Consider the following 19,638-nt stretch of genomic DNA (forward strand, 5'->3'; position numbering starts at 1 on the left):
GCTCTCGGTCACTCGCGGACTGCTGCTCATGAGCGGTGTTCCCCTCTAACTGTCACCTGCCGACCAGACCGGTCCGGTTGATCAGCTGGTCGAGCATCGAGTCGATCGTGGTGAGCACGCGCGATGCCGCCTCGTACCCGCGCTGGTACGTGAGGAGGTTGGTCATCTCCTCGTCGAGGTTGACTCCGGACTCCGCGTCCCGTGCGGCGTCGACCTGGTCGGTCACCGCGTTCTGGATGTCACGCCGGCGGATCGAGGACTGCGACGCCACACCGAGGTCGCCGATCAGCGACTGGTAGCTCGCGTCCGCACCGGTCCGGGAAGTGGCCAGTTCGGATAGATCGTCGGCCACCGAGCCGTTCAGGATCGGGGTCCCGCCCTTCGGGTCGCCGGAGGACACCGCCACTTTGTCCACATCGGCGAGTAGATCGCCGTTGACCCGGATGTTCAGCGCGGTGACCGTCGTCTCGGACGGGTCGTTCGGCACGAACATGTCGAGTCCGTGGCTTCCGTCCACTCCGTACCCACCGCTGTGCAGGGCGTTGACGTCCGCCGCCAGGGTGGAGGCGACCTTGTTCAGCTGTTGCGAGATGTCACGCAGGGTGCCGTCCTTGTCCAGCAGCTCCATCTGCGCGCCCATGGCGCCGCCCACCCCGACCGCGGTGCCGGTGTCCTTCCAGCGCAGGTTCACCTCGATGCCGGGGAGGTCCTGCAGCTTCGTGGCGCTGCCGGTCTCGACCCACATCTCCCGGGTGTTGAACTCGCTGACCAGCGGGGCGCTGCCGACGTAGACACTCAGCGCGCCGTTGGGCAGCTCGGTCGCGGTCGCGCCGGCCAGCTCGGCGAGCTTGAGCATCTGTACGCCGCGCTGGTCCTGCAGCTCGTTGGCCTGGAGACCGGCCTGCGTGGCGAGCACGATCTCGTGGTTCAGCTTGGCGATCGACTCGGCCGCCTTGTTGACCTCACCGACGTACGTGTCCAGACCGGCCCGCGTCGACTTGTACTGGTTGTCCAGCTGCGTGGCGGCGTCGTTGAGCGACGACGCGACGGTGACCGCCTGCTCCAGCATCGCCGACTTCGGCGCCTTCTTGTCCGGGTTCGAGGCGATCGCGTTCCAGCCGTCCCACATGTCCTGAAGACGCGCCTGGAGGGCGGTGTCGCTGGGCTCGCCGAAGACGTCCTCCATCAGCGTGTATCCGCCGGCCCGCTCGTTGTGGTACGAGGAGTTCGCGTGCTCGGTGAAGCTGCGCTGGTCGAGCGCCGTGTTGCGCAGCCGCTCCACCGAGCTGACCGTGACGCCGTTGCCGACCGCGGTCGTGGTGGAGTAGATACCCGGCGTGAGGTTCGCGTTCTGCGCGTGCATCACCACGCGCTGGCGGGTGTAACCCTCGGTGTTGGCGTTCGCGATGTTCTGGCCCGTGACGTCCAGGCCCCGGCGTTGCGCGTAGAGAGACGTGAGCGCCGTGTTGAGTCCGCTGAATGTGCTGCCCATCAGATCGCCTCATCAACCAGAGTGGGGCGCCGCACGGCGCCGCTGACGGTCTGGCCCTGCGGTCCGTACGTTTCCACAGTCTCAGCGAACGCGAGCATGGTTTCGCGAGCCGCGCGCTGACCCGCGGTGAGCAGTTCCCGGTTGACGTCGGCCAGGGCCCGGATCTCCGACGTCAGCATGAGGAACGCCTTGCGGTGCTGGTGGAGCAGTTCCGACCAGGGGTCCGGAGCGGCGTCGGCGAGCTCGCCGAGCGACGCGTCCGCGGACAGGCCGAGCTCCACGGCGACCTCCTGCGAGTAGGCCGCACGGATCACCTCGGTCTGCCGGATCTGATCCAGGACCACTTCCACCTCGCGGGTGGCGTGACTGAGCCATCGGGACCGGTTGGACGCGAGGAGCAACTGCTCCTCCTCAAGCTTGAACAACAGCATCTCCAGCAGCTCACGTGAGCGCCAGAGGACACTGGCCAGGTCGGTCAGGCTCACCCGGTCCTCCGTCGTATGGCTGGTCGGGCCTACCCCCTCGGCGGACCCGCTCATTCGGACAGGTCGGCACATCCGCCGTGCCACTGAGCGCTTTCTCCCGATCGGTACTTCTCCGGTTCGCCCGAAAAGCCCGAAAAAATCTCGGAGAATCCTCATGGCTTCTCGGCGACCCGCCGATGGGAAGTGGCGTAACACCACGGCTCATGGACGGGCCGGCTCAAGACCCCACTCAAGGAGGAATCACCTAATGGGTCTTCGCATCAACCAGAACATCGCCGCACAGAACGCCTACCGGAACCTGTCGGTCACCGACAACCAGATGTCGAAGTCGCTCGAGAAGCTCTCCAGCGGTTTCCGCATCAACCGGGCGGCCGACGACGCGGCGGGCCTCTCGATCTCCGAGGGCCTCCGCGCGCAGACCGGTGGCCTCAAGGTCGCCGTGCGCAACGCGCAGGACGCCATCAGCGTCGTGCAGACCGCTGAGGGTGCGCTCAACGAGGTCACCAGCATGCTCCAGCGCATGCGCGACCTCTCGGTCCAGTCGAACAACGCGTCGCTCGACGACGAGGCCAAGCAGGCCGCGAACGGCGAGTTCCAGCAGCTGTCCGCCGAGATCGACCGGATCGCCGAGACCACCTCGTTCGGCAAGTCGAAGCTGCTCGACGGCACCTTCGGCAACACCAACAGCACCGCGAGCACCGCGGCGATCGCGGCGGCCGCGGCGCCCACGACGACCACGGTGAACCTCGCCAGCCTGGGCGGCACGGCTCAGACCCCGCCGATCACCACCGGCGCGATCGACCTGACCGACGGCGCCACGCCGCCCACCACGCTGCCTGCACACGAGGCGGTTCAGAAGATCAACGACGCGGTCTCCACCGCCCTCAAGGCGGCCGGCAAGCACGGCGACGAGGTGACGTTCAGCGCTGAGGTGGACAACGCCGGTGCCATCACCTTCAAGGCACAGGGTCCGTCGGCCTTCAACGTCGAGGCCACCTCGCTCAACATCGCCGCCGTCGACGCCGGTAAGACCACGGGCGCCACTCCGGGCTCGTTCCAGATCGGCGCCAACGCCGGCGAGACGCTGGACGTCGCGATCAACGCGGTCAGCTCGAAGACGCTCGGTCTCAACAACCTCGACCTGACCACCGCCGCCGACCCCGACGCCGTCGGCGGCCCGCAGGCGTCCGGCGCCGCCAAGGCGATGGACGCGCTCGACGTGGCACTCAAGTCGGTCTCGGACACCCGGGCCAAGCTGGGTGCCCACCAGAACCGCTTCGAGCACACCATCAACAACCTCAACGTCGCGGTCGAGAACCTGTCCGCGTCGGAGTCCCGCATAAGGGATACCGACATGGCGCAGGAGATGGTCTCGTTCACCCGCAACCAGATCCTCACCCAGGCCGGCACCTCGATGCTCTCGCAGGCCAACCAGTCCTCGCAGAACGTCCTGTCGCTGCTCCGCTGACGCACCGAATGACAACCGGATAACCACCGGCGACAACTGAATCCGGTCCGCGAACGACCGAACAGTGGGGGTAGCCGGCAAGCCCAGCCGGCTACCCCCGCTCCGCTCTCGTCCTCGGTACGCGAAAGGCAGGCTCCCGTGACCAGCTCCGTTGACGGCCTCGTCAGTGGCCTCAGCACTTCCTCGATGATCAACCAGATGATGCAGGTCGAGGCGGCGGGACAGACCAAGCTCAAGACCAAGGTCGAGAAGGCCGAGACCGCGATCACCTCGTACCAGTCGGTGAACACGAAGCTCAAGGCGGTGAAGACGGCCGCCGACGCGATGGGCAACCTGGCCTCGTGGCGTTCGATGAAGGCCACCTCCAGCGCGACGAGCGTGACCGCCACCGCCACCGGCGGACTGTCCGGCATGACCGGCAACCTGAAGTTCGACGTCACGTCGGTGGCCCGCTCGCAGACCTCGATCCTCGAGGTCGCCGACACCACGGCCGAGGCCGCCCTGCCGGCGACGATCACGATCCAGCCGGGCAAGTGGAGCCCGGACAACGACAACGACGGCATCGACGAGTTCACCGCGGTCGGCGACCCGGTCGAGGTGACCATTCCCGAGCCTCGGACGATGGCCAAGATGACCACCGCCGTCAACTCGGCGACCACCGCGGACGGCACCAGCCTCGGCATTCGCGCCTACACCGTGAACACCTCCGGCAACGAGGGTGTCGTGCAGTTCAGCGGGATGAAGAGCGGCGCCGCCAACGGCTTCCAGATCAGCGGCCTCGAGGGGTACGGCAAGGGCGGCGCCAACCCGAAGACGACCTCCGCCCGGGACGCGGTGCTCACCGTGAACCCCGGCAGCGACGCCCAGTACGAGGTCAGCAGCACGACGAACACGTTCGGCACACTGATGCCGGGTGTGACGATCTCGGTCACCAAGGAGGAGCAGGGCGTCGTCGTCGACGCGACCGCCGACTCCACCGCGATCGCCGACAAGATCCAGGCCATGGTGGCCGCGGCCAACGAGGCGCTCAGCGAGATCTCGTCGCAGACCAAATACGACGTGGACACCCGCAAGGGCTCGCCGCTGACCGGTGACTTCACCGTCCGGCAGATGAACCAGTCCCTGCTGAGCCAGATCAGCAACGGGCTGACCTACACCAAGACGCTGAGCACCGACGCGGACAACGACAACGTGAAGGACACCGCCACGGTCGAGTTCGGCTCGCTCAAGCAGCTCGGCATCACGCTCAGCAAGGACGGCAGCCAGTTCGAGTTCTCGGCGTCCGCCTTCAACGATGCGTACGTCAAGGACCCGGTGGGCATCCAGGAGGCCGGCATGGCCTTCGGTTCCCAGCTGCGGACCCTCGCCGACAAGCAGACGAGCACGATCACCAACGTCGTGCTGGGCCGCAAGACCGAGATCAAGTCGCTCAACGACCAGATCGACAACTGGGACGTCCGGCTGGCCACCCGCCGGCAGGCGCTGCAGCGCCAGTACGCGTCCCTGGAGTCCTCGCTCGGCACCCTCAAGAACCAGTCGAGCTGGCTCTCCGGACAGCTGGCGGGCCTGGGCTGACGATCGTCGATCACGGACTCCAGCCGACCGCCCCTGACCGAGGGAGACTCATGAGCGCGCCCCACCTTCGCGACCGTTACCTGCAGGACTCGATCAACACGGCCTCGCCGGCCCGGCTGCTGATCATGCTGTACGACCGGCTGATCCTCGACCTCATGCACGGCGAGGAGGCGCTCCGCAACGACGACCGCGTCCTGGCCTACGAGAAGATCACGCACGCTCAGGAGATCGTCCTGGAGCTGCGGGTCACCCTCGACGTGGAAGCCTGGGACGGCGCGCCCGGCCTGGCCAACCTGTACGGTTTCGTGCTCACCGAGCTGATCGGGGCGAACATCAAGCGGGACGCCGACCGGGTCGCCTCCTGCCGCTCGCTGCTGGAGCCGCTGCGCGACGCGTGGCGCGACGCCGCCTCGGCCTCGACATGAGCGCCCCCACGTCGAACGCCGTGGACTGGCGGTCCGCGTGGACCGCGGCGCTCGACGACCTCGAGATGGACGTGCTCGCGGTCGAGACCATGCTGGCCGACGAGCGGCGGATCGCCGAGACCCCGCCGTCGGACCTGTGGCGGCCGCCGACCGAGCTCGGGGCGCTGCCGCTGGAGCTCAAGCCGCGCGCCGACGAGATCCTGACCCGTCAGCTGGCCGCGGCGGAGGAGATCGCCCGCCGGCTCACGGCGAACCGCCAGCAGATGGCGATGACGTCCCGCATCGAGACCGGCGAGGCGGTCAAACGCCCGGTCTACCTGGATTGCGCGATGTAGTGCCGAGACGCGAAGGTCCCGGACCCCCACGGGGTCCGGGACCTTTTCGTGTGCAACCTTCCGGCAACCGCTTGGAACTCAGCGGATCGGCGAGCACGCCGAACTGCAGGGTACGAGCACGGATTGCTCAGCCGAAAAGCCAAGGACGGGCTACCTCGAACGACTGAGGAGCAACCTTGTTCGACGACCGTTCGTCATCCGCCCTGAGGGTCGCCGTCGCCGGCCTCTCAGCGCGGCAGCAGGCCATCGCCAACAACATCGCCAACATCGAGACCCCCGGCTACCGGGCCCGTAAGGTCAAGTTCGAGGAGGCGCTGCAGGGCGCCGTCGCCCGCGGTGACTCACCGGCCGGGGTGTCCCCGAGTGTGCTGACTTCGCTGGAGCCGACACGGCTCAACGGCAACAACGTCAATCTCGACCAGGAGACGTTGTCGCACATCGACACCACGATGCGCTACCAGCTCGCCATCAGGGCGCTGGACGGCAAGTACAGCCTGCTGCGCGAAGCCATCAAGGGGGCCTGACGATGAGTACTTTCAACGCCATCGGAATCGCGGGTAGCGGCGTCACGGTCTACCGGAAGTGGCTGGACGCGGTGGCCGACAACCTCGCGAACATCAACACCACCACGCGGACCAGCGAGAACGCCTTCCAGGCGCGGTACGTCGCGGCCCGCTCCGCGCAGGACGGCAACGGCGCCGAGATCGCCGGCGTCCAGTTCGGCAGCGCCGAGGGCATCCTGGCCTACGAGCCGGAGAACCCCCTCGCCGACGCCGAGGGCTACGTCCGCCGCCCGGACATCGACATGGGCAACCAGATGGCCCAGCTCATGATGGCCCAGCGTTCCTACCAGGCGAACCTCGCCGTGGTGGACCGGGCCCGCGACTCGTACACCGCCGCCATCAACCTCGGGAAGTGATCTCCTTGACCTCACCGATCAGTCCTATCGGAGGCTTCTCCGCCATCGGCGGGCTCAGCGACCGCGGCGTCGGCCTCGGCGGCCTCAACGGTCTCGGCAGCATGCTCGGCTCGTCCGAGCCGCAGGCGCCGCAGGGCCCGAACAACGACTTCGCCGGGATGCTGGCCAAGGGCATCGAGAACGTCCAGGCCAACCAGACCAAGGCTGCCGACCTGGCAGTTCAGGTCGCCGACGGCCGGCTGGCCGACCCGGCGCAGTACACGATGGCCTCCACCGAGGCGGCCCTCGGACTGCAGCTGACCATGGCCATCCGCAACAAGGCCGTCGAAGCCTTCCAAGAGATCATGAGGATGCAGGCCTGACATGACCGACCGCCTTCCCGCTCCGGTACGCCGCATCACGGACACCTTCAAGTCCTTCACACCGGGACAGAAGGCTGTCACCGTTTTCGCGGTTCTCGCGCTCGCCGTCGGCGGCTACTTCTTCGCCACCTGGGCGGCGAAGCCGTCGTATCAGATCCTCTTCAACAACCTGGCCACCAAGGACGCCAGCGCGATCGTGGAGTCGCTGGAGAAGTCCGGCACCCCGTACGAGCTGGCAAACGACGGTCAGACGATCATGGTGCCGCGCGACCAGGTGAACCAGCTGCGCCTCCAGCTCTCCGGCGAGGGCCTGCCCAACGACGAGGGCACCGGCTACTCGCTGCTGGACCAGCAGGGCATCACCACCAGCGACTTCATGCAGCACGCCAACTACCAGCGGGCGCTCGAGGGCGAACTGGCGAACACCATCAAGTCGATCGACGGCGTCGAGGCGGCGACGGTCCACCTGGTGATGCCGAAAGAGGACATCTTCACCGAGGACCAGTCCCGGCCGACCGCATCGGTGCTGGTCGCGTCCAAGGCGACCAACCCGCTCGACCAGCAGCAGGTGCAGTCGATCGTGCACCTCGTCGCGTCGAGCGTCGAGGGCCTCGACCCGACCCAGGTCACGGTCGCCGGCTCGGACGGGCGGATGCTCTCCACCGGCGGCGGCAACTCGATCGGCGCCACCGGCGCGGACGGCGGCACCGAGCAGCAGACCGTGGCGTTCCAGAACCGTCTGAACAGCTCACTGCAGCGGATGCTCGACAGCCTGGTCGGCCCCGGCCACTCGGTGGTCACCACGACGCCGATCCTGGACTTCGACCAGACCGAGACGCGGAGCAAGAAGTACAGCACCGACCCGTCGATGCCGGCCGAGTCGGAGAACCTCAAGAGCGAGACCTACACCGGGACCGGGACAGGCAACGGCGGTGTGCTCGGGCCGGACAACATCCAGGGGCCCAATGGCGTCGGGAACGGGCAGTACCAGCAGAAGGACGAGACCCGCACCCGCCGCTTCAACGAGGTGGAGGAGGTCCGGCGCAACGCTCCGGGCAGCATCGAGCGGCTCAGTGTCTCGGTCCTGCTGGACAGCACGGTGGCGGGCCAGATCAAGCCGGACATGGTGCAGCAGGCGCTCAGCGCCGCGGCCGGTATCGACCCGAACCGGGGCGACACCATCTCGGTCGCCTCGATGCCGTTCGACAACACCCAGGCCCAGGCCGCTCAGACGGAGCTCGCCCAGGCGGCAGCCGCGGAGAAGTCGGCCAAGCAGACCAAGCTGATCCAGACCGGCGCCCTGCTGTTCGTGGTGCTGATGCTGATCATGCTGGCCTGGCGGGCGAACCGGCGCGCCAAGAAGCGCCAGCAGCAGCTCACCGAGGAGGAGCGGCGGCACCTGGAGGAGATGCAGGCGGCGCTGGAGGCTCAGCGCGCGGCTGAGATCGACGTCACCACCGCGCACATGCTCGAGCTTCCGGAAATCGCCGATAAGACGGACGAAGCGCGGGAGGAGCGTCATCGTGAGATCGAGGACCTGGTCCGGGAGAAGCCGGACGAGACGGCGTCCCTGATCCGCAGCTGGATCTCGGCCGACGAGAGCAACCGCTGAACCACAGGAGCAACAGTTGACAACACCGGCGCTCAGCACGCTCTCCATGACCGGAGTGCGCAAGGCCGCGATCATGCTGGTCCAGTTCGGCCGGGAACACGCGGCGTCCGTCATGGCCAACATGACCGACAAAGAGGTCGAGCAGGTCTCCGCCGAGGTGGCTCGGCTGGGCAAGCTCGACCCGGTCCAGGTCGACGACGTGATGGACGAGTTCTACGCCATGGCCACCACCCGATACGCCGGGTCGGGTGGCATGGACTACGCCAGGGAGCTGCTGGAGGCTTCGCTCGGCAAGGAACGCGCGGCGCTCATCCTGGAGCGGCTCGAAGCGTCGATGAACGACATCCCCTTCAACTTCCTGAGCCACGCCGACCCCCGGCAGTTGCTCTCCTACGTGCAGTACGAGCACCCGCAGACGATCGCGCTGGTCCTGGCCCACATCCCGTCCGGGCTGGCGTCGTCGATCCTGGCCGGCCTGCCGCTGGAGGTGCAGACCGAGGTCGCGCACCGGATCGCGATCATGGACCGGACCTCGCCGGACATCATCCGCCAGGTGGAGAGCGCCCTGCAGCGCAAGCTGTCCAGTGTGCTGCAGCCGGACGAGCTCTCCACGGTCGGCGGTCTGCAGCCTCTCGTCGACATCATCAACCGGGCCGACCGCACCACCGAGCGGCTCATCCTGGAGGCCCTCGACGCGCGCAGCCCCGAGCTGGCCGAGGAGATCCGCCGCCGGATGTTCATGTTCGAGGACGTCATCAACCTCGAGGACCGTGCGGTGCAGCTCATCCTGCGCCAGGTGGAGCCGGCCGATCTGGCCACCGCGCTCAAGGGTGTGCCCGAGGGCGTGCGCGACAAGGTCACCAAGAACCTCTCCGAGCGCGGCCGGGAGAACCTGCTGGAGGAGATGGACCTGCTCGGGCCGGTCAAGGTCAAGATGGTCGAGGAGGCCCAGGCCAAGATCGTCAGTGTCATCCGTACGCTCGAGGACTCCGGTCAGATCGAGATCCAGCGCGGCGGCGAGGCCGATGAGCTCATCGCGTGACCGTGTGATCCGCGGGGTGGCGGCGGAGAACGCCGCCGCAGCGCGGTTCGGCATCGACCTCCGGCAGGACGCACCGATCGAGAACGAGGCCGTGGATCGGGCGCTCCAGCAGGCCCGGACCACCGGATACGCCGAGGGCTGGGCGCAGGGCAAGCGCGACGCCGCGGCCGCCAACGAGGCTGCCGCGGCACGTGCCGTCGCGGCCGAGGAGGCCTTCGATCACCGCCGTGCCGCCGCCCTGGCCAGCGCCGTGAACGCCCTCGGGCGCGCGGTGACCGGCCTGGAGGACCAGCTCATGCCGACCTTCACCGAGTTGCAGGAGGTCGTGCTCGCCAGCGCGTGGGAACTGGCCGAGGCGATCATCGGCCGCAACCTGCGCGATGACCCGGAACGTGGTGCGGACGCGCTGCGCCGGGCGATGACCGCCGCCCCCGACCACGGTGACGTGATCGTCAACCTGCACCCCGACGACTACCGCAACCTCGTCGGGGAGGGCTCCGGCGAGGACTTCGACTTCCAGGGCCGCCGCATCACGCTGCGCCCGGACCCGGCCCTACAACCCGGAGACGCGGTCGCCGAGACCGGCACCGCCACCGTCGACGCGACCATCGCGGCCGCGGTGGCCCGGACCCGTGAGGCGCTGCGCCTGTGACCGACCTCTTCCAGCACCGCATCCGGAGCGCGATCGAGGCGGCCCGTCCGGTCGTCAGCGGCCGGGTCACCGGCGCGGTCGGTCTGCGCGTGACGGTGAGCGGGCTGGAGGCCAACGTCGGCGACCTGCTGCGCATCGGCACCGGCTCCCATCAGGTCCTGGCCGAGGTGGCCGCCCTCGACGGCGAACGGCTCTCCTGCATGCCGCTCGGCCCGATCGCCGGCCTCGGCACCGGCACCCCGGCGATCAGCACCGGCGGGCCGCTGCGCGTCGCGGTCGGCCCGGACCTGCGCGGCCGCATCCTCGACGGGCTGGGCCGGCCGATGGACGGCGGGCCGCCACTGCGCGGCACCCTGGTCCCGATCGACGCGGCGCCGCCGTCGGCGATGGAACGGCAGCTGGTCGGCGAACAGATGTCCCTCGGGGTACGCGTTCTCGACACGCTCGTCCCGTGCGGCAAGGGCCAGCGCATCGGCATCTTCGCCGGCTCCGGTGTCGGCAAGTCCACCCTGATGAGCCAGATCACCCGGGGCACCGCCGCCGAGCTGAACGTGGTCGCCCTGGTCGGTGAACGCGGCCGGGAGGTGCGCGAGTTCATCGAGCACGACCTGGGGCCGGAGGGCCTGGCCCGCTCGGTGCTGGTGATCGCCACGTCGGACACGCCACCACTGGTCCGGCTCCGGGCCGGCGCGGTCGCCACCCGGATCGCCGAGTACTACCGGGACGAGGGCGCCGACGTGCTCCTCATGATGGACAGCGTGACGCGTGCGGCGATGGCGCAGCGTGAGGTCGGCCTGTCGGTCGGCGAGCCACCGGCCACCCGCGGCTACCCGCCGTCGGTCTTCGCGATGCTCGCCTCCCTGCTGGAACGGGCCGGACCGGGCGCGCGCGGCAGCATCACCGGCCTGTACACGGTCCTCGTCGAGGGTGACGACCACAACGAGCCGATCGCCGACGCGGCCCGATCGATCCTGGACGGGCACATCGTGCTCGACCGGAAACTGGCCACGGGCGGGCACTTCCCGGCCGTACAGGCCCTCGACTCGATCTCCCGTGTGGCCAACAAGATCACGAACCAGCAGCAGCGCTCCGACGCCACCGAGCTGCGCCGGATGATGGCCGCGCACCGCGAGGTCCGCGAGCTCGTCGAGATCGGCGCCTACGTGCCCGGCACCAACCACGAGGCCGACCGGGCGAACGCGGCGTGGCCGCAGATCACCGCCTTCCTCCGGCAGGACCTCGACGACCGCACCACGGCCGAGTCCGCGTGGACGGCACTGCGCGCGCTGATCGCCACCACCTGACCGGGTCGGGGAACCACCGCATCAGCCCGGCGGCCGCGTTGCGGCCTCGACCTTCGCGGACCTGGCGCGGCGCGGGCGGGGCGGTCCGGTCTGCGGTCGAGGACTTCTCCCTCCGTACGAGAAAAGGCGCGCGACACCACCGCAAGAGGCCGCACCGGTCGGCAGGGGTCGTAACCGGAACCCGGCCGCAGACCGCGCCCACCCGCCGCGCCCGGCCCCGGCCGACGTGAACCGGTAGCGACCGCGCACCGCGCCCACCGGGCCCGTTCGGAGCCGGAACGGCAGCGAACGGCGGTCTTGAGGGATGCCGTCCTGGCAGCTCAGTAGCGAAGTCGGTGCAGGGGCTCAGGGGTTCGGCGGGCGGACCGAAGCGGCTAGGTGAGGGCCCACCGGCCCCGCTAGGAGGCCAACGTTGAACCGCCTGTTCCGACTGGCGCCCGTGCTGCGTGCCCGCAAGGCACAGGAGGATGCCGCCCGCGGCGCCGTCATCCAGTCCCGCGCCGAGATCCGTGAGGCCGAGGCCATGGTCAAGCGCCGCAAGCTGGACCTCGTCGGGGCGGACGCGCCGAGCGAGGGGTCCGCCCGGGCGATGGTCGCCGCGCTGGTGGCCCGGCAGTCGCTGGCCGCCGGCCTGTTCGACGCGCAGCGGATGGTGACCAGCGCCGAGGTGATCGAGCAGGAGAAGCTGGCCGCTCTCGCCGACGCCGCCAAACGCCGCCGGGCGGTGGAGCTGATGGCCGAGCGCCACGCCGCCACCGTCAAAGCCCACGACCTGAAGACCGACCAGGCCGTCCTCGACGAGCTGGCGGTCACCGCCGAAGCACGGAACGCCGCCGGAACCGTCACCGACCCGAACCGGAGCGAAGCATGATGCTGGGTGTCACCGGAGTCATCTCCCGCGTCGCCGAACTGCAGGATCAGCTGGGCCTCAACCCTGCGCCCGCGGCGGCCGGCGGCACGTCGGGCGCCAAGTTCGCCTCGGCACTCGCCGGCGCCACCGGCTCGACCGGCGGCGCGCTCGCCACGTCCGGCCCGACCGGCGGCGACATCGTCGAGGCGGCCAAGAGATATCTGGGTACGCCGTACGTCTTCGGCGGCTCCGACCCGGCCAAGGGGCTGGACTGCTCGGCCCTGGTCCAGCGGGCCTACCGCGACCTCGGCGTCGAGCTGCCGCGTAACTCCTGGCAGCAGGCGAAGGCCGGCCGCCCGGTGGCGAGCCTGGCCGACGCCAAGCCGGGTGACATCCTGGCGTTCAACTCGCCGGTCGACCACGTGGCGATCTATCTGGGGGACAACCGGATGATCGCGGCCCCGAAGCCCGGTGACCGCGTCAAGATCCAGAATGTGTACGAGACACCGAGCGCCATCCGCCGGGTCCTCGACACCGTTCCCACCGCCGCAGTGCAGGACATGTCCTCGCTGCGCCCGGCCGGGCTGCGGACCGCCTCCGCCGGTGGGCTGGCCGGTGTGCCGTACGCGAACCTGTTCGAGCGGGCCGGCGCCGAGCACGGCGTCTCCCCGAAGCTCCTCGCCGCGGTGGCCAAGGTCGAGTCCGGCTACAACCCGAGAGCCGTCAGCAAGGCCGGCGCCCAGGGCCTGATGCAGCTGATGCCGGCGACCGCCCGCGGGCTCGGTGTAGACGACGCGTTCGACCCGGCCCAGGCCGTGGACGGCGCCGCCAAGCTGCTCGCCAAGCACCTGCGCGAGTTCAAGTCGGTGCCCCTGGCGCTGGCCGCCTACAACGCCGGTGGCGGGGCCGTGCACAAGTACGACGGCATCCCCCGTTCGCCGAGACCCAGGCTTACGTCCCGAAGGTGCAGAAGGCTCTGGCCGCCCTCGGCGGCTGACACCGCGCCCGGATCAGACACCCACTAGCAGGGGAGACCGTATGACCATGTCGAGTTCAGTGACGGGTCCCGAGCGCCGGGCGGGCGCCGACGCGACCAGACGAGCGGGCGGGAAGCGCGATGAGGGCGGCGCGGAGTTCGGGTCCGCGCTCTCGGCCGAGATGGGCCGGCCCGGCGACGACGACGAACGAGCGGTCGACCGGCCACCCGGGCGGCCGGAGTCCCGGAGCACCGGCGCCGACCCTCGGACCCTGGCCTCCTCGCACGCGGCGGCCCGGTTCGCGGCGATGTCGCGGGCCGCGGCCTCACGGACGGCGACATCACCGGCCGCGGCCTCACCGGCCGTGGCCTCACCGGCCGTGGGTGACCGCGCGGCCTCGCCGGATGCCGCCGACGGGCGGGAGGCGGCGCAGCGCGCGGCTTCCCGGACGGCGGACGGGCGGGAGGCCGCCCAGCGCGCCGCGGCGTCGCGGGCGGCTTCCGGGCGGGCTACGGCGTCACGGATCGCGGCCGAACGGGCGGCGGCTGACCGGGCCATGACCGAACGGACCACGACCGAACGACCCGGGCCGGATCGGGCCGGGGTTGACCGGACCGGCCGGCGCGCGGTCACGGACCGGGTCGACCCGCGTGCCGCCGACCGGGCCGGCCAACGGACGGCGACCGATCGGGCTCCGGAGGGGCGGGCCGCTGCCGGGCGGGACACGAAGCGGGCTCCGGACCCGGTGGCCGCCGGACGGGCCGCCGTGGATCGGGTGGCCGGTGGTTCGGCCGGTCCGGCGGACGCCACCGACTTGCAGGCTGGCCCCGCCGGGGCCGGGCCGGTCGAGGAGACCACGGTGACCGGCACGGACTCCGCCGCCGCGGAGACAACCGGTGCCGAGGAGACCACGGAGCCCGAGGAGAGCGCGGACGCCGCGGTGACCGTTCTGGCCACCGGCACGATGCCGGTTCTTCCGCTGCCCGTCACGCCCGAGGTCGCCGCGACCGAGGACACCGCTGCCGCCGGAACCGCGGCGATCACCGGTGCGGCGCCGCAGGCGGCCGCCGGGACGACCCTGACGGCCACCGACACGGGCGCGACACAGACCGCCACGACACCGGCGGGACAGCCGAGCGGCACGGCGACGGCCGAGACGCCGGCCGCTCCGGCCGATGGCACGGGCACAGGCACGGGCGCGAGCGCGAGCACGGCGGCTCCGGCCGGCTCCGGGGACGCGGCGGGCACCGCGACTGGATCGGCTGCTCAGGGCGCCGACGGGACCGTAGGTGCCGCATCGGCGTCCGGTGGCCAGGTCGCCGGGCAGGGGGCGGCTCCGGCTGCGGCGGGGGCGCCTCAGGGCGTACCCACGGGGACCGGATCTCCGGCGGCTCAGCCCGCGGCGACCGTCGTCGAGGCCGCGGCCGCGCCACGCCCGGAGGGGCTGCGTGCCCCGGAGGCCACCGCGGCCGCGCCGGCCGAGAACACGACCGGGGCGGCCACCGCCGACCCCGCGCCGACCGGCGAGGTCGCTCCGGACACCGGCGGACAGGGCGGCGCCGGGCAGGGCGACCGCTCGGGTCAGGGCGATGGATCCGGTACGGCCGGCGCCTTCACCGGCGGGGCCGAGCCGACCACCGAGCCCACCGCCGGTACGGCCACCGCGTTCCCGCAGATCAGCACACCTGCCGAGACCGGCGCCCCGGTAGCCCCGGCGACAGTGGGCCTGGGCGGGGTGACCGGCCCGCAGGCCGCCGCCCCCACGGTGCCGACCGCCGACGCGCCCGCTCCGCAGGAGGCTCCGGCCACACCGGCGCCTCCGGCGGCACAGCAGCTGGCCACCCGGCTCGTCCCGCTCCGGCTGGACGCGGACGGGGTCCACCGGCTGACCGTGCACCTGCACCCGGTCGACCTCGGCCCGGTGCAGGTGGTGGCGGAGATCCGCAACGGCGACATCACGGTGCAGCTGGCCGGAGGGACCGAGGCGGGCACCGAGGCTCTGCGGTCGTCGCTCGACGACCTGCGGCGTGAGCTGGAGAGCTCCGGGTTCGGCAACTGCACGCTCGACCTGCGCCAGGGCAACACCCAGCAGCAGGCCCGGCAGCAGCTCGCCGAGTCTCCGGGGCGGCGGGCGGACACGGCGCGCGGTGGCCCGGACGTCGGCGCCGAGCCCGCGCCGGTCGTCACCCGCCGGGTGGACCCGGGCTCGGGACGGCTGGACGTACAGGCCTGAGACGAAACGGCGCCGGCTCCCGTCATGTGCGGGGGCCGGCGCCGGTCAGTTGGACTTTCCGGGTTCGCGACTGTCGTACGGCTCGGGCACCATCACGGCGCCGGGCGTCTCCTCGTCCGCCTTGCGGTAACCGGAGAGGACGAATCGGAGCCCGGCCAGGAGCACGGCGGCGATCGGCACGGCGATGAGGAACCGGATCAGCACCTGGATCAGGTCCACCTCGTCACCGAGCAGACGGTAGAACGCCGGCGCGCTCATCAGCAGCGCGAACAGCAGAACCGACGGCTTGATCATCGGAGGTCAGCGGCGGCCCGAGCGGGTCACCCGCCGCGGCATCATGGCCGTCGGCATGACCTCGGCCGCGATCCGGGCGCAGAGCATGGCCGCCCAGGCGTGCGGCGTGGCCGGCTTGCCGTCCAGCGAGAAGATCGGGACGTCCAGGCCGAGCACCGACGCGGGGTCGGCGGTGAGCTCCACGCTGTGCACCACGAGCGCCTCGACCTCGCCGAGATTGCGCAGGTGGCGGGCCGAGTCGGCGGTCTTGCGGGTGGCGTCGACGACGGCCCACAGGGCGGTGGCGCCGAGTGCGTCGCACATGTCGTTGACCCAGAACGGATCCGTGCCGCCGACCGGCGCCTCGATCACCACCACCCACGGATGCTCCGAGCTCTGCAGCTTCTCGGCCCGCGACTCGGCCGCGCTGCGGCTGGAGACGAGCCGGGACGAGTGCAGCCCGGTGCCGGCCGTCGACGGCGCGGCGAGCAGCAGGTGGGTCTGGTCGACGTGCAGCTGCTCGAGGATTTGCTTGGCGATCGGCACCGCGGTGTGGACTTCGCCGGCCAGGACCAGGATCTCGCCGGGGCCGTCCGGGATGCCGGGCGCGGCCGGGCGCGCGGCGAGGACGCTGAGCACACCGGCGTACGTGTCCCCGCCGGTGATCTTGCGGGCCATCGACTCGGGCATGCCGACCGTGATCAGGTTGCGTTGCACCGGGTCCAGTTCGCCGGAGCGCAGTGCGGCCGGGGCGGTGGTGGCCGGGGCGGGCGAGGCCGGCGCCGGCTCGTCCAGTCCGTACACGTCGGCCGCGGACCGGATCGGAGCGGCCGGCTGGGCGAACGCGGCGCGCGGCGGGGCCGGGGTGGGCTCGGCGGTCCGGAACGGCGCCGGGGAGACCGAGCGTGGGGCGGCGGTGGCCGCCCGGATCGGGGTCATCGTCTCGCGGGGCTCCGCGGCCGGGCGCTCCTTGGCGGCGGGCCGCTCGGGGAAACTCGGCACGGTCGGCAGCGCCGCGGGGAGTGGCCGCTGACCCGCGTTGACCGCTGAGCCGGTGGCGGTGGCCGGTCGGAACGGGCGCACCGTGGGCGTCTCCTCTCGGGCCTCGGCCGGCTTGGATGCCTCGGCCGCGCGGGGCCGGGACGGCGCGCGGCCCTCACCGAGGTGACCGGCGACGTCGAGGCCGGCCATCAGCTCGGCGAACGCGGCCCCGGTGTCGCCGAGCCCGGCCTGCCGGCCCTCCTGGCGGGTTCGCCGTTCAGGGGATGCCGGCGCCCGCTCGGCGGTCACCCGGTCATGCGCCTCGGCCTGCTCGAGCAGGCGCTCGAAGTTGTGTGTGCCGTTGCCGGCGACGGTCTGTTGCGCCATGTCATCACTGTCCTCGGTTGGATCCGGTACCTCGACGGAGAGCTCGTAGTGCTGCTTCGCGAAGAAGCCCCCGATGCCACCACTTCGTACCTTGTCGGCGGAGATGATCCGGACGCTCGAGCCGTACTCGTCACGTACCTGAGCCAGCAGCGGCTCGATGGCCGGTCCCTCAAGCAGCACCCGCGTAGGCACCGTTCACCACCCCTATCGTCTCGATCTGTGCGGTGGAACCAGAGATTTCGCTGTACGACAGCACCTGAACCCGGCGCGAGCCGGCTCGCAGCAGTCGCATCAGGGGCAGCCGCAGCTGCGGGGAGCAGGCCAGGACGGGGTTGAGTCCCTGCTGCTCGGCGGCCTCGGAGAGCCGGCTCGCCTCACTGACGATCGCCTCGGCGCGCATGCCGTCGATCGCCATGAAGGCCCCGGTGTCGCTCGGCCGCAGCGACTCGAGCAGGCCCTGCTCGAGCATCGGGTCGAGGGTGATCACGGTGAGCCGGCCCGCGGTCGCGTACTGGGCGGCGATGGCCGGCCCGAGTGCGCCACGCGCCGCCTCGACCAGGCCGTCGTGGTCCTGGGAGGTCTTGGCCCGCAGCGACAGGGCCTCGAAGATCCGGACCAGGTCGCGGATCGGCACACCCTCGTCGAGCAGTGCCTGCAGCACCTTCTGCACCTGGCCGAGGCTGAGCAGCGCCGGGGTCAGCTCCTCCACCACCACCGGGTGGGTGCGCTTGACCATCTCGGAGAGCGCGCGGACGTCCTCGCGGCCGAGCAGTCGGCTGGCGTTGGTCCGGACGATCTCGGCCAGATGCGTGATGATCACCGAGGCCCGGTCGACCACGGTCGCGCCGGAGATCTCGGCCTGGTAGTGCAGCTCGGCGGGGACCCATTTGCCGGCCAGCCCGAAGACCGGTTCGACCCCGGCCCGGCCGGGGAGCGCCTGCAGTCCCTCGCCGATCGCCAGGACGGTGCCCGGCGGCGCCTGACCGGTGCCGGCGTCGACACCGGAGATCCGGATCGCGTACGAGGAGAGCGGCAGGTCCAGGTCGTCCCGGGTACGGACCGGCGGCATGATCACGCCGAGCTCCATGGCCATCTTGCGGCGCAGGGCGCGTACCCGGTCGAGCAGGTCCCCGCTGCTGGCGTCGACGAGGTCGACCAGGTCGGGGGCGAGCGCGAGCTCCAGCGGGTCGATGCGCATCTCGCCGAGCAGCTGTTCCGGCGAGTCGGGCGCGGGCAGGTCGACCGCCTCGGCCGCGGCGCCCTTCTCGATCGGCTCCGGGACCGGTTCCTTGATCCGATGAGCGATGAGCAGCACGGTTCCGCCGACCAGCAGGAACGGCAGTGGCGGCAGCCCGGGGATGATGCACAGGGCCATCGCCGCGCCGCCGCCGATCCGCAGGGCGAGCTTGTTCTGGCTGAGCTGGGTGGTGACCGTCTGGCCCATGTCGCCGGAGGTGGCCGAGCGGGTCACGATGAGACCGGTGGCGACCGACAGCAGCAGCGCGGGGATCTGCGACACCAGGCCGTCGCCGATGCTGAGCATGCTGTAGTGGTTCATCGCGTCGACCGGGGCCATGCCCGCCTGGAGAATGCCGACCGCGAATCCGCCGACCAGGTTGATCACCGTGATGATGATGGCCGCGATGGCGTCGCCCTTGACGAACTTGGATCCACCGTCCATGGCGCCGTAGAAGTCGGCCTCCGAGGACACCTCGGCGCGGCGCTTCTTGGCCTCGGACTCGTCGATCAGGCCGGCGTTGAGGTCGGCGTCGATGGCCATCTGCTTGCCGGGCATGGCGTCGAGGGTGAAGCGGGCGCCGACCTCGGCGACCCGCTCGGCGCCCTTGGTGACCACGATCATCTGGACGATCACCAGGATCGTGAAGATCACCAGGCCGATGACCAGGTTGCCGCCGACGACGAAGCTGCCGAACGCGTGGATCACCTTGCCGGCATCACCGTCACGCAGCACCAGGCGTGTCGCGCTGATGTTGAGCGCCAGCCGGAATAGTGTCATGACCAGCAGCAACGCGGGGAAGACGGCGAAGTCGAGCGGCTTCTGCACGAACATGGAGATCAACAGCACGAGCAGGGCGGCCGTGATGTTCACGGCGATCAGCAGGTCGAGCAGGAAGGTCGGCAGGGGGACGACCATCATGATGATGATGCCGACGACCCCTATGGGTACGGCGAACCTGCCTATGTTTCGGTTCTTCACGGCACCTTCCGAGCGTGGGCAGTCCGATGGCCATCCGAGCCCAGCCGT

General features: G+C 70.7%; 19 protein-coding genes. 14 read left to right on the forward strand and 5 right to left on the reverse strand.

From position 1 onward, the window contains the following. Nucleotides 1–52: 52 nt before the first annotated feature. Together flgK and ACQPZW_RS46235 are read right to left on the reverse strand one after the other, a co-directional pair. Nucleotides 53–1,492, reverse strand: a complete 1,440-nt coding sequence (flgK, locus tag ACQPZW_RS46230; RefSeq protein WP_433792324.1) for a flagellar hook-associated protein FlgK — start codon at nucleotides 1,490–1,492, stop codon at nucleotides 53–55. Then, nucleotides 1,492–1,977 (reverse strand): flagellar protein FlgN, encoded by a 486-nt coding sequence (locus ACQPZW_RS46235; protein ID WP_433792325.1) that lies wholly within the window; start codon nucleotides 1,975–1,977, stop codon nucleotides 1,492–1,494. Before ACQPZW_RS46235 ends, flgK begins: the two co-directional genes overlap by 1 nt. Before the next feature lie 247 nt (nucleotides 1,978–2,224). Between ACQPZW_RS46235 and ACQPZW_RS46240 the strand changes: the two genes are divergently transcribed. The 14 genes from ACQPZW_RS46240 to ACQPZW_RS46305 all read left to right on the forward strand — a co-directional run bounded on the left by ACQPZW_RS46240 (nucleotide 2,225) and on the right by ACQPZW_RS46305 (nucleotide 15,731). Next, nucleotides 2,225–3,445 (forward strand): flagellin, encoded by a 1,221-nt coding sequence (locus ACQPZW_RS46240; RefSeq protein WP_433792326.1) that lies wholly within the window; start codon nucleotides 2,225–2,227, stop codon nucleotides 3,443–3,445. Nucleotides 3,446–3,583: 138 nt separating this feature from the next. After that, entirely contained in the window at nucleotides 3,584–5,020 is a 1,437-nt protein-coding gene (gene fliD / locus ACQPZW_RS46245; protein ID WP_433792327.1) for a flagellar filament capping protein FliD, read from the forward strand. 50 nt (nucleotides 5,021–5,070) lie between these two features. Beyond that, entirely contained in the window at nucleotides 5,071–5,445 is a 375-nt protein-coding gene (gene fliS, locus ACQPZW_RS46250) for a flagellar export chaperone FliS (RefSeq protein ID WP_433792328.1), read from the forward strand. Continuing rightward, nucleotides 5,415–5,780 carry a hypothetical protein gene (locus ACQPZW_RS46255; protein ID WP_433792329.1) on the forward strand — a complete coding sequence of 122 codons (366 nt, stop codon included), beginning with the start codon at nucleotides 5,415–5,417 and terminating at the stop codon, nucleotides 5,778–5,780. The genes fliS and ACQPZW_RS46255 overlap by 31 nt, the downstream gene beginning before the upstream one ends. A gap of 176 nt (nucleotides 5,781–5,956) precedes the next feature. Then, nucleotides 5,957–6,304: a flagellar basal body rod protein FlgB gene (gene flgB, locus ACQPZW_RS46260; RefSeq protein ID WP_433792330.1), complete on the forward strand. Its 348-nt coding sequence runs from the start codon at nucleotides 5,957–5,959 to the stop codon at nucleotides 6,302–6,304. A 2-nt stretch (nucleotides 6,305–6,306) separates the two neighbouring features. Continuing rightward, the gene (locus ACQPZW_RS46265; RefSeq protein ID WP_433792331.1) at nucleotides 6,307–6,699 is read left to right on the forward strand and encodes a flagellar basal body rod protein FlgC; all 393 of its coding nucleotides are present in this window, start codon (nucleotides 6,307–6,309) and stop codon (nucleotides 6,697–6,699) included. Then, the gene (locus tag ACQPZW_RS46270) at nucleotides 6,696–7,061 is read left to right on the forward strand and encodes a flagellar hook-basal body complex protein FliE (RefSeq protein WP_433792332.1); all 366 of its coding nucleotides are present in this window, start codon (nucleotides 6,696–6,698) and stop codon (nucleotides 7,059–7,061) included. Before ACQPZW_RS46265 ends, ACQPZW_RS46270 begins: the two co-directional genes overlap by 4 nt. Before the next feature lies 1 nt (nucleotide 7,062). After that, nucleotides 7,063–8,673, forward strand: coding sequence for a flagellar basal-body MS-ring/collar protein FliF (fliF, locus tag ACQPZW_RS46275; RefSeq protein WP_433792333.1), 1,611 nt, complete (start codon nucleotides 7,063–7,065; stop codon nucleotides 8,671–8,673). Between the two features lie 16 nt (nucleotides 8,674–8,689). Further along, complete coding sequence (gene fliG, locus ACQPZW_RS46280; RefSeq protein ID WP_433792334.1) at nucleotides 8,690–9,715, forward strand: flagellar motor switch protein FliG; 1,026 nt, start codon at nucleotides 8,690–8,692, stop codon at nucleotides 9,713–9,715. Nucleotides 9,716–9,719: 4 nt separating this feature from the next. Then, on the forward strand, nucleotides 9,720–10,367 hold the full coding sequence (locus ACQPZW_RS46285) for a FliH/SctL family protein (RefSeq protein ID WP_433792335.1): 648 nt from the start codon (nucleotides 9,720–9,722) through the stop codon (nucleotides 10,365–10,367). Beyond that, nucleotides 10,364–11,671: a FliI/YscN family ATPase gene (locus ACQPZW_RS46290; protein ID WP_433792336.1), complete on the forward strand. Its 1,308-nt coding sequence runs from the start codon at nucleotides 10,364–10,366 to the stop codon at nucleotides 11,669–11,671. The genes ACQPZW_RS46285 and ACQPZW_RS46290 overlap by 4 nt, the downstream gene beginning before the upstream one ends. Before the next feature lie 412 nt (nucleotides 11,672–12,083). Beyond that, nucleotides 12,084–12,542, forward strand: coding sequence for a cell envelope biogenesis protein TolA (locus ACQPZW_RS46295; RefSeq protein WP_433792337.1), 459 nt, complete (start codon nucleotides 12,084–12,086; stop codon nucleotides 12,540–12,542). Then, nucleotides 12,539–13,546 (forward strand): transglycosylase SLT domain-containing protein, encoded by a 1,008-nt coding sequence (locus ACQPZW_RS46300; RefSeq protein WP_433792338.1) that lies wholly within the window; start codon nucleotides 12,539–12,541, stop codon nucleotides 13,544–13,546. Before ACQPZW_RS46295 ends, ACQPZW_RS46300 begins: the two co-directional genes overlap by 4 nt. 19 nt (nucleotides 13,547–13,565) lie before the next feature. Beyond that, a complete protein-coding gene (locus tag ACQPZW_RS46305; RefSeq protein ID WP_433792339.1) occupies nucleotides 13,566–15,731 on the forward strand; it encodes a flagellar hook-length control protein FliK in 2,166 nt (721 codons plus the stop codon). Between the two features lie 45 nt (nucleotides 15,732–15,776). Here the strand turns inward: ACQPZW_RS46305 and ACQPZW_RS46310 are convergent, their stop codons facing one another. Genes ACQPZW_RS46310 through ACQPZW_RS46320 form a run of 3 tightly spaced genes read right to left on the reverse strand, consistent with a single transcriptional unit; the run spans nucleotide 15,777 to nucleotide 19,590 of the window. After that, entirely contained in the window at nucleotides 15,777–16,025 is a 249-nt protein-coding gene (locus ACQPZW_RS46310; protein ID WP_433792340.1) for a hypothetical protein, read from the reverse strand. Between the two features lie 6 nt (nucleotides 16,026–16,031). Beyond that, nucleotides 16,032–17,552 carry a hypothetical protein gene (locus ACQPZW_RS46315; protein WP_433792341.1) on the reverse strand — a complete coding sequence of 507 codons (1,521 nt, stop codon included), beginning with the start codon at nucleotides 17,550–17,552 and terminating at the stop codon, nucleotides 16,032–16,034. Next, the gene (locus ACQPZW_RS46320) at nucleotides 17,542–19,590 is read right to left on the reverse strand and encodes a flagellar biosynthesis protein FlhA (protein ID WP_433792342.1); all 2,049 of its coding nucleotides are present in this window, start codon (nucleotides 19,588–19,590) and stop codon (nucleotides 17,542–17,544) included. The genes ACQPZW_RS46315 and ACQPZW_RS46320 overlap by 11 nt, the downstream gene beginning before the upstream one ends. Nucleotides 19,591–19,638: the final 48 nt, after the last annotated feature.

The sequence above is a fragment of the Actinoplanes sp. CA-252034 genome (genome assembly GCF_050956125.1).
Classification (GTDB): domain Bacteria; phylum Actinomycetota; class Actinomycetes; order Mycobacteriales; family Micromonosporaceae; genus Actinoplanes.

Bases quoted from the DNA above. Each gene is read 5' to 3' on its own strand.
- fliF (WP_433792333.1), top strand. From the start codon at position 7,063: ATGACCGACCGCCTTCCCGCTCCGGTACGCCGCATCACGGACACCTTC.
- ACQPZW_RS46240 (WP_433792326.1), top strand. From the start codon at position 2,225: ATGGGTCTTCGCATCAACCAGAACATCGCCGCACAGAACGCCTACCGG.
- flgK (WP_433792324.1), bottom strand. From the start codon at position 1,492: ATGGGCAGCACATTCAGCGGACTCAACACGGCGCTCACGTCTCTCTAC.
- ACQPZW_RS46300 (WP_433792338.1), top strand. From the start codon at position 12,539: ATGATGCTGGGTGTCACCGGAGTCATCTCCCGCGTCGCCGAACTGCAG.
- ACQPZW_RS46265 (WP_433792331.1), top strand. From the start codon at position 6,307: ATGAGTACTTTCAACGCCATCGGAATCGCGGGTAGCGGCGTCACGGTC.
- fliS (WP_433792328.1), top strand. From the start codon at position 5,071: ATGAGCGCGCCCCACCTTCGCGACCGTTACCTGCAGGACTCGATCAAC.
- ACQPZW_RS46310 (WP_433792340.1), bottom strand. From the start codon at position 16,025: ATGATCAAGCCGTCGGTTCTGCTGTTCGCGCTGCTGATGAGCGCGCCG.
- ACQPZW_RS46305 (WP_433792339.1), top strand. From the start codon at position 13,566: ATGTCGAGTTCAGTGACGGGTCCCGAGCGCCGGGCGGGCGCCGACGCG.